The organism is Micromonospora sp. MH33 (genome assembly GCF_003013775.1).
GTDB classification, from domain to species: Bacteria; Actinomycetota; Actinomycetes; order Mycobacteriales; family Micromonosporaceae; genus Micromonospora; species Micromonospora fulviviridis.
Map to the genome: position 1 here is coordinate 83,506 of NZ_MUYZ01000003.1, position 13,986 is coordinate 97,491.

General features: G+C 71.5%; 11 protein-coding genes. 4 read left to right on the top strand and 7 right to left on the bottom strand.

Annotated elements, in window-relative coordinates; genetic code table 11:
- The first annotated feature begins 48 nt into the window (after positions 1-48).
- Both B0E53_RS01415 and B0E53_RS01420 read left to right on the top strand, forming a co-directional pair.
- Positions 49-1,470: an SWIM zinc finger family protein gene (locus B0E53_RS01415; RefSeq protein ID WP_107074254.1), complete on the top strand. Its 1,422-nt coding sequence runs from the start codon at positions 49-51 to the stop codon at positions 1,468-1,470.
- The gene (locus tag B0E53_RS01420) at positions 1,470-4,130 is read left to right on the top strand and encodes a DUF6493 family protein (RefSeq protein ID WP_107074255.1); all 2,661 of its coding nucleotides are present in this window, start codon (positions 1,470-1,472) and stop codon (positions 4,128-4,130) included. Before B0E53_RS01415 ends, B0E53_RS01420 begins: the two co-directional genes overlap by 1 nt.
- Before the next feature lie 210 nt (positions 4,131-4,340).
- Here B0E53_RS01420 and B0E53_RS38935 read toward each other — a convergent pair whose 3' ends face one another.
- The 3 genes from B0E53_RS38935 to B0E53_RS01445 all read right to left on the bottom strand — a co-directional run bounded on the left by B0E53_RS38935 (position 4,341) and on the right by B0E53_RS01445 (position 7,292).
- Positions 4,341-5,441, bottom strand: coding sequence for a hypothetical protein (locus tag B0E53_RS38935; RefSeq protein WP_246835161.1), 1,101 nt, complete (start codon positions 5,439-5,441; stop codon positions 4,341-4,343).
- A 397-nt stretch (positions 5,442-5,838) separates the two neighbouring features.
- The gene (locus B0E53_RS01440; RefSeq protein WP_107074258.1) at positions 5,839-6,174 is read right to left on the bottom strand and encodes a helix-turn-helix transcriptional regulator; all 336 of its coding nucleotides are present in this window, start codon (positions 6,172-6,174) and stop codon (positions 5,839-5,841) included.
- Positions 6,171-7,292: a site-specific integrase gene (locus B0E53_RS01445; protein ID WP_168215169.1), complete on the bottom strand. Its 1,122-nt coding sequence runs from the start codon at positions 7,290-7,292 to the stop codon at positions 6,171-6,173. The genes B0E53_RS01440 and B0E53_RS01445 overlap by 4 nt, the downstream gene beginning before the upstream one ends.
- Positions 7,293-7,774: 482 nt before the next feature.
- On the opposite strand from B0E53_RS01445, the gene B0E53_RS37260 reads away from it, so the two are divergent.
- Positions 7,775-7,921, top strand: a complete 147-nt coding sequence (locus B0E53_RS37260) for a hypothetical protein (protein WP_168215170.1) — start codon at positions 7,775-7,777, stop codon at positions 7,919-7,921.
- Between the two features lie 145 nt (positions 7,922-8,066).
- Here the strand turns inward: B0E53_RS37260 and B0E53_RS01450 are convergent, their stop codons facing one another.
- On the bottom strand, positions 8,067-8,822 hold the full coding sequence (locus tag B0E53_RS01450; protein WP_146167543.1) for a CPBP family intramembrane glutamic endopeptidase: 756 nt from the start codon (positions 8,820-8,822) through the stop codon (positions 8,067-8,069).
- Between the two features lie 724 nt (positions 8,823-9,546).
- Here B0E53_RS01450 and B0E53_RS01460 point away from each other — a divergent pair.
- On the top strand, positions 9,547-11,010 hold the full coding sequence (locus B0E53_RS01460; RefSeq protein ID WP_168215171.1) for an RNA-guided endonuclease TnpB family protein: 1,464 nt from the start codon (positions 9,547-9,549) through the stop codon (positions 11,008-11,010).
- A gap of 27 nt (positions 11,011-11,037) precedes the next feature.
- On the opposite strand, the gene B0E53_RS01465 is transcribed toward B0E53_RS01460, so the two are convergent.
- The 3 genes from B0E53_RS01465 to B0E53_RS01475 all read right to left on the bottom strand — a co-directional run.
- Positions 11,038-12,489 carry a hypothetical protein gene (locus tag B0E53_RS01465; protein ID WP_107074262.1) on the bottom strand — a complete coding sequence of 484 codons (1,452 nt, stop codon included), beginning with the start codon at positions 12,487-12,489 and terminating at the stop codon, positions 11,038-11,040.
- Positions 12,490-12,556: 67 nt separating this feature from the next.
- On the bottom strand, positions 12,557-13,222 hold the full coding sequence (locus B0E53_RS01470) for a response regulator transcription factor (RefSeq protein WP_107074263.1): 666 nt from the start codon (positions 13,220-13,222) through the stop codon (positions 12,557-12,559).
- A 17-nt stretch (positions 13,223-13,239) separates the two neighbouring features.
- The coding region (locus tag B0E53_RS01475) for a histidine kinase (protein WP_107074277.1) at positions 13,240-13,986 on the bottom strand (747 nt) is incomplete at its 5' end.

Genomic DNA, 13,986 nt, shown 5'->3' on the forward strand with positions numbered 1-13,986 from the left:
AGATGCGCAGCTCAAGCGTTGTCAGCGGTGGCGTCTAGCCTTTGGGGCATGACGCAGGCCGCGCAGACGTATGCCTATCTACGCCCCTCCGCGGTGCACCGCACCGCGGAGGGGGGCACACTCAGTCTCCAGACCTCCGGCGGCGCCACACCGGCGGGGCAGGAAGCCCATCCGACTTTCTTTCACGGCTTCCTAACCTCTCCACAGGTCGCCGCGGCCGGCCTGCTGTGCGTCGCGGACGTCGCCGCCGCCCGCTACCACCAGCCGCTGCGCCCCGCATGGCTTGACCCGGTGGTCACCGGGAACGGGGACCGGCTACGGTTCGAGTCGTTCTCCGGCTGCTGCGGCGTGTACGCGCGGCTCGACCTGCTGGGCGACGCCCTCGACGGCGACGACATTGGACACGGCACGACCAACGTCGATGTGAACATCCCGCTCCGGCAAGCCCTGACCCGCGTGGGCCCGACCGATCCGCTCCTTCTGGAAGTCGGGCCCGACGAACTGGCCGTCACCACCTTCGACGGGCCGGTGGTCGAGAAGAAGGTGCCGCTGCCCGACCGCTGGCTGCGCGGCCTCGCCGAGACACAGGTGATCGCCTCCGGCTTCGACCTGCGCGCCGAGCTCTCCGCGGCCGAGGCCGCAAGCTTCCTCCGATCGCTGCCACGTGCCGGAGCCTCCCGCGGCGCGTCGCGGGCAGCGCGCTGGGTCGTCCCCGCGGGCCGATCGCTGCGCGCCACCGCCCGGCCGGTCCCCGGCGCGGTCTGCCTGCCGGGTCCGGAACGGCTCGCCGTGCTGACCCGGGTGCTGCGCCATGCGACGGGCCTGCGGCTCCACGGTCCGACCGTCACAGCGGGCAGCAGCCCCGTGGCGAGCGCGTGGGAGGTGGGGCTCCCCGGGATGCGCCTCACCCTCACCCTGTCCCCGGACGCGTCACGGGGCTTCTCCGGCGAGGGCAGCGTCCTGGACGCCCTAGCGGCGGAGGAGTCGGCCGAGGACGCCGAGCTGGTGTCGGTGCTGCTCGCCTGGGATCCCGTCGTCGACATCGCCGACCTGGCCGCGCAGTGCGGGCTCACCCCGCGGCGGGTACGGTCGGCGCTCACCCGCCTCGGCACGTCCGGGCGCATCGGCTACGACGTGGCGGAGGCGGCGTACTTCCACCGGGAGCTGCCGTACGACACCGGGCGTGCCGAGCGCCACAACCCCCGGCTTCGCGCCGCCCACGCCCTGGTCGAGGCGGGCGCGGTACGCCTCGACGGTGAGCTCGCCACGGTCACCCTCGACGACCACGTCCACCGGGTCAGGGCCGCCGATGGGCACCTGACCTGTACCTGCCGCTGGTGGGCCGAATACCGCGGCGGCCGCGGACCGTGCAAGCACGCCCTCGCCGTCCGCATCGTCCGCCGGGCGGCGTCACACCGTACGACCGACGCTGCCCAGAACACGACTGCCACTTCCACCGGAGCCACCTGATGAGCGGACCCCTCACCTACGACATCCCCCATGGGGCTACCGAGGGCATGCGCGAGCTGCTGCACGTCGTGCGCGAGGGCCGTGCCGAGGCGGTCCCCGAGCTAGTCGGCACGCTCACCGCCGCCGAGCGGCGCACGTGCCTGCCGGTGCTCAAGTCGTGGCGCGCGACCACGCGGAACAATCGGGACGACGGGCACTGGGCCATACGCGCGGCGCTGCTGTTGGCCGGGGCGGGGTGCTGTACCGGTACGGCGGCGGCGGCCCAGTGGCTCGCCAGCGGCGATCTGCGGTGGGCCAGCAGAGATCCCTCACCGGTCCTCGAAGCGCTGGGTGACCGCGACCCCGAATGGCTGGGCCAGCTGGCGCACCGGCTGGCGGAGCGCCGCACCGTCGCAGAGGAGGAGTACCCGCTGATCGCGCAGTTGGTGCACGCCGCGGGCTGTGAGCCTCCCACGACGGACGGCTTCGTCCTCGGCTGGGAGCGCAGCATTCCGGTCCGTGGCATGACGGTCAAGGACAGACTCCGGGACGACCCGTTCCTGGCGGTGATGGTCCCCCGGCTCTTCGAGGTACCGGAGGCCGGCTCGGACTTCCAGTACAGCCGGGCGGACGACCCCGGATGGCCGGAGGCGCTCGCCGGGCTTGCCGAGGAGGGACGGCTCAGCCGCGAGATGCTGATCGACGGCTGCCTTTCGCGGCTGCTGCGCGGTGGCCGACTCGGCCTTGTGAAGGGCTTCCTCGCCCTGCTGACCGCCCTGGACCTGACCGAGGACGAGCGGGCGGCGCACACGCTCACCTGGGTGCGGATGGTGCCCGACGCCCACGCGCTGGCGGTGGCACGTGCCCAGGAGGTGCTCGCCGGGCTCGATGAGGCGGGCTGCCTGGAGAGCGAGCACCTGGTCGAGGCATCGCGGGCCGCCCTGTTCCGGCCGGAGAAGAAGATCGTGCGGGCCCAGCTGACCATGCTCGACAAGGCGATGAAGCGTGGCGGGGCACGCACGGACGAGTTGCTTCCCGCAGCCGCCGTAGCCTTCAGCCATGCGGAGCACAGCCTCCAGGAGCAGGCTCTCGCTCTGGTCGTCCGCCACCGTGAGCACGCGACCGGCGCCGTCCTGGCCGGGCTCGCGGCTAGCGCCGAGCAGCTCAGCCCTGACCTGCGCAAACGCGCGGCTGAGGTATTCGGCCACGCCTTCGCCGATGAGGGTGCCGGTGCCCTGGCCGTCGAGGGTGACGCGCTGCCGCCCGTGCCGAGCGCCGAGCGCCTTGACCCGGCACCGCTCACCTCTGCAGAACTTGCGGAGGAGGTCGGCGTCCTGCTGCGCGGCGGCGGCACACCAGCGCAGTGGGAGCGAGCGCTGAACGGTCTCGTGGTGCACGCCCACGCTGACCTGGCGGGCCTCCGGGCTGCTCTGGAACCGGTCGTGGCACAGCTGCGGCAACCGGCGAGCGGGGACGGTGGGTACGGTGCCGCCGTCGTCGGCGGCTGGAATTGGCTCTATTGCGTCGTCATGTCCGTCATGGGTACGGCCTCGGAGAAGGATCTGACCTTCATCCGCTACCGGGCCCTCGATCACCAGTGTCCGCACTCGGCGATCCGTTCCGTTCCCCTCATCCGCGCGGCCGAAATCGGGGCGCGGCTGAGCGATAGCCCTTTGCCGTTCCTGCTGGCCACGCCCACCTGGTCGACGGGGACCATCGAAGCGTCGGAGCTGGTGGCGCGGCTCGCCGCATACGAGCGCTCTGGCACCGAACCCGGCCACGCCGACCTCGACCAGGCCCTGCTGCGCCTCGACCGGGAGGTACCGCCCGAGGCGGTGGCGGCCGCTGCGAAGCTCACGTCTCCGGCGGGGCGGCGGCTCGCCGCCCGGCTCGCCTCGGGCGGGCTGCCCGATCCCGCCGTCTCCCGCGACACCGAGCCGCTGAGCCGGAGGGCCCCCCGCCCCGGGGTGCTGGTTCGCACCGAGGCCGTTCCCGGGCACGAGGACTATCCCGAGCCGTTCCGCTCTCTGCTCGGTGTGCATGACCCCATCGGGAGCCCGTGCAAGTGCGGAAGCGGTGGGGAGTGCTCCCCGCAGGCGTTGGCGCTCCTGCCCCAGCACCGGGAGATCATCGCGGGGCGGATGCTGGTGTCCTTCGCGAACCTGGCCGAGTTCGACAACGTCGGCGAGGTCGCTCCCGTACTGCTCGCGTTGGCCGAGTCGGGCGGACCGGCCGGCCCCGCGACCCACCTCCTCCTGGCGTACGGCCTCGGGGCACGGCGCGTGGAGGAACAGCTGTTCGCCGTGGACGCGATGCTCATCCTGGCCGCTCGCGGTCAGCTCGACGCGGCTCGGCTCGGCCGGGACATCGCCGAGCTGGCCGGCCTGCGCCGGCTCAAGCTCCAGCGCATCGTGGTGGCGCTGCAGGGAGTGGCGCGCACCAGCGCGTACGCCACGGTGTGGGCGGTGCTCTCGGCCGCACTTCCCCTTCTGCTGGCGGGCGAAGCGCCACACGGGCTCCCCGCCGTACTCACGATCGCGGCCGAATGCGCGGAACGGTGCGGAGCCCGTGGGACGATCCCGGAGATCAACGAGCTGGCGGCGCGCTCTGGCCCGTCACAGCTGGTCAAACAGGCTCGGCGAATCAAGAGTGCGACCGAGATGCCAGTCAAAGGGCAATAAAATGGCCTTTTCGCTGTTCACTGAGGCGCCTGACTGAGACGGGCTGACGGATGTACTTCCACCAAGGCGCTTGGGCCGGCTGGCCTTGTGGAACCGCCGCCGGCAAAGCGGGGCAAAAGCGGCGGTCGATGATGCGGACCAGCTGCCCGAGGCGCCCGCCCGACTGGCAGGGTGCGGTAGCCCGACTGTCCTGTATTCCCTGTCCGCTGATCACAGTGTGTTGCGGCTAGGGCTGTAGCGGTTCCAGGTTCCACCGGCAGCGGCGTGGTGGCGTTGGGTGGTGGTGTGGTGGAAGCCGAGGGCCTGGGCGACGACCGGTGCCGGGGATTGGAGGACGAGTTGGTGCAGTGCGGCCAGGCGGCCGGGAACGGTCGGGACGCCGAGGTCGCGGATGAGTGGGGCGATCGTGCGGGTGGTCAACGGTTGGCCGGCGCGGCGGCCGGGGAACAACCAGCGGGCGTCGCGGTTCGTGGCGGTGCGCATGTTGGTGCGCTGGTCACGTAGCGCCAGCAATAGTTCGGCGACAGGTTCCGGGACCGGCGTCGGCGGGTCGCCCAACCGGAGCAGGACGTCGGAGCCGGTGGTGTCGATGTCGTCGATGGTCAGGCGCAGGATGCGGCCGAGCGGTTGGGCGTAGAGCAGGAGAAGGATCGCGGCGACGCGGGCGCGGAGCTCGCCGGTGTCGTCGGTGATCAGCTTGCGCAGTCGTCCGATGCGTCGGTGCTGCGTGATCGGGGATCGCTGGCCGGACCGGTGCGGAGCAACGTGTAGCCGCGGCATGTGTCCAGCGTTGGCGGCCCACGTGAGGAACGGTTTGAGGAGCTGCCGCTGACGCGGCTGGTGGGTGACGATCCAGTGGTCCAGGTCGTCCTGCCGGAGCCGGGCAAGGGTGAGTCCCTGCTCCTGGATCCCGGCGAGGAAGTCACCAACCCGCAAGACTTGCTGCCCGAGTTCGCTGCGGGTGTGGCGGCTCACGGGCCCGCGTTCGGCGCGGCGGCGCAGCCAGGGCAGTAGATGCCAGGTGGTGTACTGGCGCAGCAGCCGGCGCTGTTCGGCGTCGGTGATGGTGTCCAGGTGCTCGAGCAACCATCTCTCGAACAGCAGGATCTGCTTGTCGATCAGGGGCAGGACACCGCACTGCATGAGCAGTTCCCGCAGGTGAGCGGCGGCCCGCCATGGTTGCAGACGGTGGAACGCGTCGTGGCTCAGTTCGATGTCACCGCAGCCCAGACCTCGTAGCAGATCAGCGGCCGGGGCGGAGCGGCCGTGCCGGGAAGAGATCCAGGCCAGGCCGGTGAGCGGGTTGTTCATGCTGGTCAGCAGCTCGGCCAGCGGTGCCAGCTCAAGGCGGATGCGGCCGGTGCCGTCGTCGAGGAGTTCGGCGACGCGCCGGGTGAACGTGCAGCGGGTGCACCGGCGGCCGGCGTGCAGCTTTCCCTCCTGCCCGCACTCGGCGCAGGCATACGAGATGGAGAATCCGGCGCAGCTGGTGCAGATCGGAGCCTGGTCCTCGGTGCGCCGTCCGGCCAGGACCCGGTCGTCGCCGCAGCCGGGGCAGCGACCGTGGGCGCGGAACGCCCGGTCTTGGCAGGTGCGGCAGACCTGCCCGTCGGGCCACCGGGCGGTGGAACTGCTTCGGCGTCCGCAGCGGGCGCAGTCGCGGACGAACCAGCGTTCGTACTGCTCGGCGGTGGCGTAGGGCGGTCCATCAGTCGGGTCGCACGCGGGCCCGGCGGGGCCGGACCGTGGCCAGGTCCACCGGCGCCGGGGCGGCGCCAGCGACCGCCTTGCGCGGCGCGACGTTGGCCGCCGTCGTGACGACCAGGTCGGCGGGGGTGACCTCCAAGATGTCGCACAGCGCGGCCAGCACCGGCAGCGACAGCCGCTCCGGGGTGCCGGTGACGAGACGGTGAACCTGGGAGGAGGACAGGTCGATGCCGCGTTCGCGCAGCAGCGGCACCAGTTCGGTGGCGGTGAACACGCCGCGGGCGGCCATCATCTCTCGCAGTCGCCACCGGTAGCTGACCTGGCGTTTCATACTCATCGGGCCCTCCGTGCCGGTCGTAGTGCCGCGTCCATGGTCGCGTCGAGAGCCTGCCGCAGCGTGCGGGTGCGGAAGTCCGACGACACGCAGGTGTAGATCGCCGTGGTGGAGGCGTGTTCGTGACCGACCTGCTGCTGCAGGAACAACGGATCCCAACCGGCCTCGATCAGGTGAGTGACATACGAGCGGCGCAGGGAGTGGGAGTCCAGCGCGGCGTCCAGGCCGAGGGCGTCGCGGTAGGCCGACAGCCGCGCGTTGAGCTGAGCCAGTCCGACCCGCGGCGCCCGTTCCGAGGGCCACAGCGCCGGGTTGCCCTCGACCGCCAGCAGCGGCCGGATCTCCTCGACCCACTCGGCGAGGACCTCCGGCACCCATGCCCAGACAGTCAGCACGCTGCGTCGTTTCGGCGGCGAGCCTTTCATCGCCTTGCCATGGCGCACGTAGAGCACGCCGTACTCGCCGAACTCGTCGGCGTGCGGGTTGCGGCCGAAGTCGGCGACGTCGAGCATCCGGGTCTCGTTGCGCCGCAGCCCGTACCCGTAGGCGACCTTGAACAGGGCGGCATCGCGGTAGGCCGGCAGCCAGCCCTTGCGCCCGGCCGCCCGGATCCGGGTGACCTGCTCGTCGGCGTAGTCCAGCAGGGCCTGCATCTCGTCGAGCGTGAACGCGCGCTTGGCCGGGTCGCCCTCGGCCGCGGCGACGTGAACGGCGGCGTTCCACTCGTGGACCACCTGCACCGGGTGCGTACCGAAGCGCTTCTCGCACTCACCGACCCAGCCGTAGGCCGGATCAGTCAGGTACGCGCAGAACAGCCGGACCGCCTCCTGATAGCCACGCAGTGTCGAGCGGCGCACCCGGCGCACAGCCCGCAGATCGGTGCACCACTCGTCGACCAGCTGCGGAGTCCACCGCCACGGCAACGCCTGCGCGTGCGCGGCGAACGCCCGCACCGCCCGCTGCCGGCTCTCCACGGTGCCGAACGACAGGTTCCGCGCGAGTTGCTGGTTACGCCACCCGTCGAGCATCGCGGTGAAGACCTGCTCGTCCGGTCGTAGCAGTCGCACACCGTCGGCCAGTTGCAGGGCCGCCGATCCCGGCGCGGCGCGTTCCACGTCCACCGACAGTGACCTCCCGCCACTCGCATTGGATGCGAGATCTTCGCATCCAATGCGACACGCTTGTCAAACGTGCAGGTCAGGAGGGGCGGATTCGCACCCCTTGCAGCAAGGAACCGCATCCACGAGGTCTACAGCCGGCGAAACCGCTACTCACGCGACCAGCAGCGCAAACCTCAGCCGCAGTTCGCACGCGAACTGTCTTGTATTCGCATCAGATCGAATACGCGGCGGTTGTAGTTTCCAGACCAAGAACAACTCCAGGCATCATGATCGCCGACGTCCTCTCGGCGGTCTGACCCGAAAAACAACGGGCCGCGGTGCCTTGTTAGCGATACGTCGGCCGGCGGGAGGGCGTCGCCGTGCTGCCGCCCGCCTGGGGCGATGTGGCCTGATAGGAGCCCGAAGCGTCTCACTGGAGTTCTGCCCGCGTTTCCGCTGGGCGGCGGTGCCGCACCGAATGAGGCGACGCGACGGAGGTCCTGGTGGGTATGGCAACGACGATCGAGCTGGCCGAGGTGCGAGTCAGCGTCGGCGTGGACACCCACGCCAACGTGCACGTGCCCAACGGCAACGCTGGTCAGAGCTGGTCCCGCAGGATGGCGGAGCCGCTCGTGCCGACGACCAGTTGACCAGCGTTATCGTTGATTCCGGGCTGAGAACTACGCCTGGGCCACCACGGCAGCGCCGGTGATCGCGGCGACCCGGCTGCGTGGCGGCAACGCCGGCTCCGCCCGTGGAGACGGGTGGGGAGCCGTCAGCGGTGCACGATGCTTTCTACCGTGAGTCGTCGCCGCTCGGCACTGGATCGGCAGGCCGTCGGGGCAGGCGCCGGATCAGCCACCAGCCGTATCCGACGAAGAACAGCGCAACGGCTGTCTGCCACCACAGTGGGGCTGCGCCCGGGCTGCGGAGCTGGACGAGATTGTCGGAGGCGTGCAGCACGACCAGCGGCCATATCGTGCCGAGGTGCCAGCGCAAGGCTGCCAGCCCGAACCCGTACGCGGTGGTGCTGATCACCTGTGCGACCGTGTCGTCCCAAGGACGTTCGAACCACAGGCCGCTCAGGGCGTGCCCGAGTCCGAACAGCACGCCCACCCAGACAGCCGCGCGCATTGCGCCGAGCGAGGCCAGCACATGCTGGTTGATACCCCGGCTGAGCGACTCTTCGGCGACGCCGACGGCCAGCATGGTCACGGCGGTACTGATGAATGCGTTCGTCGGCCCGGTGAGGCCTGGAGTGGCGTAGGACACGGTGACGGCTATGACCGGCAGGCAGTACCACCACGAACGATTGGGACGCGGCCAGCCCAAGGCGGCATCGCGCCACCAGCCCATCGATGCGGCGAACGCGAGCGTCGCAGCTGCGGCGCCAACGTTGACCAGTGCGGAGCCCAGGTCCGGAAACCAGGAGGCGGAAAGGCCACCGACAAGCTCCGCCAAGGCGAACAGCACGACGTGCCATGCCAGCGTCAGCTCGGCCGCGACAACCACCGGAGTCCGGCACGCCCGCTGCTCGATGCGTCCACGCACTCGCAGACCATACGGCAGCGGGTCGCCGGTGGATCGATGCGGTCGGTGGCGCTCGGTGTGGTGGCGACTGTGGGCCACTGTGATCCGACAGCTGATGTGCGACGTAGCTCCGTCAGGTGATGTGCGACGGATGGTCTAGGAAACTGAGGTAGCGATCCGCGGTCGCTGGCCTTTGATGCTACGGACTGGCTGGGTGTTCGTGCGTCGGATGACCTTGGTGTCGCCGTCAGTGAGTTCGATGGCCAGGGTCGTCTCGGACACGGTCACGGTGACGGTCTGGTGCCGGTGCAGCCGTCCGAGGGCGACCTTCTGGCCGGCGACCATGATGAGCCGCTGTTGGAGGCCCGCCGTTGCGCCACCATCCAACGCACCGCACGGAGGACCCCGACCAGCGCGTCGGTCCGTCAACATACCCACCCGACCGGCCCCCACCAAAGATCAACAGCCCGCCTCAACCACCATGATCGACTGATCGCGAAAGACCGAGGCAAGCCCAAACGCGCTGCTACGCCACGTGCTCCCGCCCGGCGCACTCGCCAGCATCGCCAAGCCGTTTGCCGCGCGACACGGACGCGAGTCGGTCGCGAGTGGCCTACGGCGTGTTTCATAAGTGAGCGGCTGGTGCTGGGCGTTGTGAGCCATTGTTGTCGGTCGGCCCGTGGGGTTTCTGGGTCTGTGTGAGTAGTGAGCTGTTTGTCGGTGGTGTGTGGCATGGTGTGCTGCCGTGGCCCGTTTCACCACGTTCCGGTTCTGTCTGAACCCGACCGCCGAGCAGGACATTGTGCTGCGTCGGCATGCGGGTGCGGCCCGGTTCGGCTACAACCAGTGCCTGCGGCTGGTCAAGGACGCTTTGGACGGCAAGCGAGGTGGGACGGTCGGCAAGGTGCCGTGGTCGGGCTTCGACCTGATCAACGTGTTCAACGGGTGGAAACGGTCGGGTGACGCGGGCCGGGTGATGGTCGCCGCCGGTGACGGGACCGTCAGGGTGCAGGTAACCGGTCTGGCATGGCGGGGCGAGGTATGTCAGCAGGTCTTTGAAGAAGCCGCGGTCGATCTCGGCCGCGGCCTGTCCGCGTACACGGCATCGCGCACCGGCCATCGGCGGGGTCGGCGGGTCGGTTTTCCGAGGTTCAAGTCCAAGAAACGCGCACCGCTGTCGTTTCGCATCCGCAGCAGGACCTCTGCCGCAGGCCGGGCGGGTATCCGGGTCGGTGAGCACGCGCCGCGTACCGTGACCCTGCCCGGCATCGGCGCCCTGGCGGTACGGCAGGACACCCGCCGGCTGCGGCGCATGCTGGCCCAGGGGCGGGCGAAGCTCGTGTCCGCGACGGTCAGCCACCGGGCCGGCCGGTGGGCGGTGTCACTGACCTGCGAAGCCGCCGACCTGCACGATGCCCGCCGCCACCCGCCGAACACCGGCGCCGCAGGGTGGGTGGGTGTCGACCGGGGCCTGTCGACGTTCGTCGCCGCAGCGCTCGCCGACGGCACGCAGGTCCTGCGAGTCGACGGCTGGCCACGGCCCGCCCGGGCCACGGTGGCGCGCCAGCGCCGCCTGTCCCGGAAGGTCACCCGCAAACAGCGCGGCTCCAACAACCGTGCCAAGGCCGCGGCCCGGCTGGGCCGCCACCACGCCCGGGTGGCCGCGATCCGGCGCCGTTTCCTGCACCAGGTCTCCAACCAGCTGGTCAATACCCACGACCGGCTCGCCATCGAGACCCTCGCCATCACCGGCATGCTCAGCAACGGGCGCCTGGCGTCGGCGGTCGCCGACGCGGCATGGGGCGAACTGGCCCGCCAACTGGCCTACAAGCAGCAGTGGCGCGGCGGCCAACTGGCCCTGGTCGACCGCTGGTACCCGTCGACCAAGACCTGTTCCGCATGCCGGGCCGTGGCCCCCGCGATACCTCTGCACCAGCGCACGTTCACCTGCCAGGTGTGCGGGTATCAGGCTGATCGGGACCACAATGCCGCAGTCAACCTCGCTGTCTGGGCCGAGCAGCACCACGCCCAGGTCCGGGACCTCCCCGCAGGGGGCCCGGTCACCAACGCCGGCCGAGGGGAAGGCTCTGGCCCGCGCACACGCGCGGGCGAAACCGGCCCCGATGACGCAGGAACCGTACCCACCCCACCCGGGGCGAGGCGCGGACGCCCGAGAAGGGCGCTGTCTCACAACTCCACTGAGTCATGAAACAGGCCGTAGCGGATGCCCGTCCAGTTAGCGTGCGGCTATGCCCGAACGGTTCGCGGAGGCGCTCGGCGCGACGGGAGCGTGGATCCTCTTCGCCGCCACGACCCCGGCGACGACGGTGAGGACCGTGACCGCGGTGAGGTACGCGCGGTCCAGCAGGCTGTCGGCGTTGCCGATCAGGCCGAAGACGGTGTGCCCCGCGAGTGCCCCGGTGCACGCCGCCAGGGTGTGGGGGGAGGTCCAGCCGTCGGCCGCGGTCCAGCGTCGCAGTGCGACGAGCGTCGCGGCGGCCACGGCGGCGGCGCCGCCCATCGGCAGCAGCGCCCAGGCGCCGTGGGTGAACAGCGGCTGCCGCGCTCCGGCGAACGGCCAGATCGCGCCGAGGAAGACCAGCGCCGTCACCGCCGTGAGGGCGCCCAGGACGGCGGGCCGGGGCGGCACGGCGGGGCGGGCCGGGCGGACGCGCACCCGCAGGGCGAGCGCCGCCAGGACGGCGATCGCGGCGGCGACGCCTAGGACGGCGGGCAGTGGCATGTTGTACCCCGGATCCTCGCTCGGCGGCACGGCGCCCCGCAGCAGCGCGGAGCCGAGCAGGGCGACGATCCCGGCCGCTATGACGCCACCGCGGCGCAGGTACGGCGTCGTGCCGTGGCGGGCGAAGCACAGCTCGGTGAGCGCGATCGGGACCGCGATGCTGAAGACCGCGTGGTAGACGAGGTTGAGCTCGGCGTAGGCCGTGTTGACGCCGAACAGCCGCGGCGCCCAGTCGGCGGCGTGGTACAGGTGCGGGCTGGTCAGGCTCTGCAGGGCCAGGCCCTCCTCGAGCAGGCCGTAGGCGACACCCATGAGCAGCAGGTTCGGGTAGCCGCCGTCCGTGCGGCGGACCACCTCGCGTACGAACAGAGCGCCGGCGCTGTAGACGGGGGCGAAGAGCAGCCAGGCCCAGGCCAGCCGCAGCGGTACCGTGCCCAGCGTGACCTCGGCGACGACCGGTGCGAGGACGGCCAGCAGCAGCGCGGCGCGGCGGTTGCGGAGGCGCGGGCCAGGCACCGGCGGGAACGCGGCGCGGACCACAGGCCGGTTGACGGCAGCGATGAGCGCGGCGAGGACGGCGAGCTGGACGCCCTGTACGACGCGCAGCCACGCCGGGTACTCGGCCGACACGAACAGCCAGCCAACGGCGACGAAACCCAGGATCGACACGATGCGGACCCGGCGGTAGGCCCGGTGCGCGCCGGCCAGCAGCTGGCGGGCCACCCACACGTACAGCCCGGCGACGATGAGGATCGGGATCGGCCGCGTCCACAGGGTGCGGGCGAGCGCGGCCGGGTCGGCGTGCGGGTGGCGGTTTTGTTGGTACGCCAGGACGTTGCCGCGGAAGATCAGGGTCAGCGCCGCGAAGGCCATGCCGAGCGCGAGACCGGCGACGAGCAGGCCGACGACGACGCGAACGGCGCGGCGTTGCTGCGGTGTCATCATGACACCGACGCTAGGAACGCGGCGGCGCGCGCACTTCCAACCGGCGACGGGTCCTGCGCCTACGACTTCAGGAGGGGGGCCGGGGCCGGACCAGGCCGAGGTCGTAGGCGAGCACGACGGCCTGGACCCGGTCACGGACGCCGAGCTTACGCAGGATCGACGACACGTGGGTCTTGACCGTCGCCTCGGTCACGACCAGCCGCTCGGCGATCTCGGCGTTGGCGGCGCCGCGGGCCAGCAGCATCAGCACCTCCCGCTCCCGCTCGGTGAGCTGTTCCAGGGCGCCGGGCATGGCTGGCGGCGTCACGTCGGTGGCCGCGAACCGGTCCAGCAGCCGCCGGGTCGCGCTCGGCGCGAGCAGGGCGTCGCCGCGGGCCACGACCCGGATCGCCTCGACGAGGTCGGCCGGGCGGACGTCCTTGAGCAGGAACCCGCTGGCGCCGGCCCGCAGCGCCGCGTAGAGCGCCTCGTCGAGGTCGTACGTCGTTAGAATGATGACCCGCGGGGCGCCGGGCCGCCCGGTCAGCCGCGCGGTGGCTTCGACGCCGTCGAGGCCGGGCATCCGCACGTCCATGAGGACCACGTCGGGCCGGGCCTGCTCGACCAGCCGGATCGTGTGCGCGCCGTCGGAGGCTTCGCCGACCACCTCGAGGTCGTCGCGTGCCTCGAGGATCATTCGGAAGCCGGAGCGCACCAGCGCCTGGTCGTCGGCGATCAGCACCCTGATCGTCATGCCGTCACCTTCGCTTCTCATTGGGCTCGCTCCCTCGTCGGCAGCCACGCCGCCACCTCGAACCCGCCGCCGGGCGCCGGCCCGGCACGCAGCATGCCGCCGAGCAGCGCGGCGCGCTCCCGCATGCCGGGGATGCCCTGCCCGGAGCCGGCGGCGGAGCCGCCGCGGCCGTCGTCGCGCACCTGGACGTACATCTCGGAAGGCCCGCTGCGGATCACCACTTCGGCCTTGCCCGCGCCGGCGTGCCGCAGCGTGTTGGTGAGGGCCTCCTGGACGATCCGGTACGCCGACAGCTGCACGGCCAGCGGCACGTCCGCGGCGTCGTCGTCTTCCCGGCGCACCGTCACGGGCAGCCCGGCGGCGCTCACCGTCTCGGCGAGCCGCTCGACGTCGCCGAGGCCCGGCTGCGGTGGCGCCTGCGACCCGGTGTCGCCCTCGTCGTCGGCCCGCACGGTGCGCAGAAACCAGCGCAGCTCGGCGAGGGCCTGCCGCCCGGCCTGCTCGGTGCGTCGCAGCGCCTCGCGGGCCCGCGCCGGGTCGGCGTCGAACACGTCATCGGCGGCGGCCGCCTGCACGACCATGACCGACACGGTGTGGGAGAGCACGTCGTGCAGCTCGCGCGCGATCCGGGCCCGCTCCTCGAGCACGGCCTGTCGCCGCTCGGCGAGCCGGCGCGCGCCGCGCGCCCGCACCAGCGCGCCCCAGCTCCAGGCGAGCACCACGCCGCCGAGCCACAGCCCGGCCATCACCCAGCGCCCGCGCGC

Excerpts from the sequence above, each read along its gene's own strand:
- B0E53_RS01415 (WP_107074254.1), top strand. The coding sequence starts at position 49 with ATGACGCAGGCCGCGCAGACGTATGCCTATCTACGCCCCTCCGCGGTG.
- B0E53_RS01420 (WP_107074255.1), top strand. The coding sequence starts at position 1,470 with ATGAGCGGACCCCTCACCTACGACATCCCCCATGGGGCTACCGAGGGC.
- B0E53_RS38935 (WP_246835161.1), bottom strand. The coding sequence starts at position 5,441 with ATGAACAACCCGCTCACCGGCCTGGCCTGGATCTCTTCCCGGCACGGC.
- B0E53_RS01440 (WP_107074258.1), bottom strand. The coding sequence starts at position 6,174 with ATGAGTATGAAACGCCAGGTCAGCTACCGGTGGCGACTGCGAGAGATG.
- B0E53_RS01465 (WP_107074262.1), bottom strand. The coding sequence starts at position 12,489 with ATGATGACACCGCAGCAACGCCGCGCCGTTCGCGTCGTCGTCGGCCTG.
- B0E53_RS01470 (WP_107074263.1), bottom strand. The coding sequence starts at position 13,222 with ATGACGATCAGGGTGCTGATCGCCGACGACCAGGCGCTGGTGCGCTCC.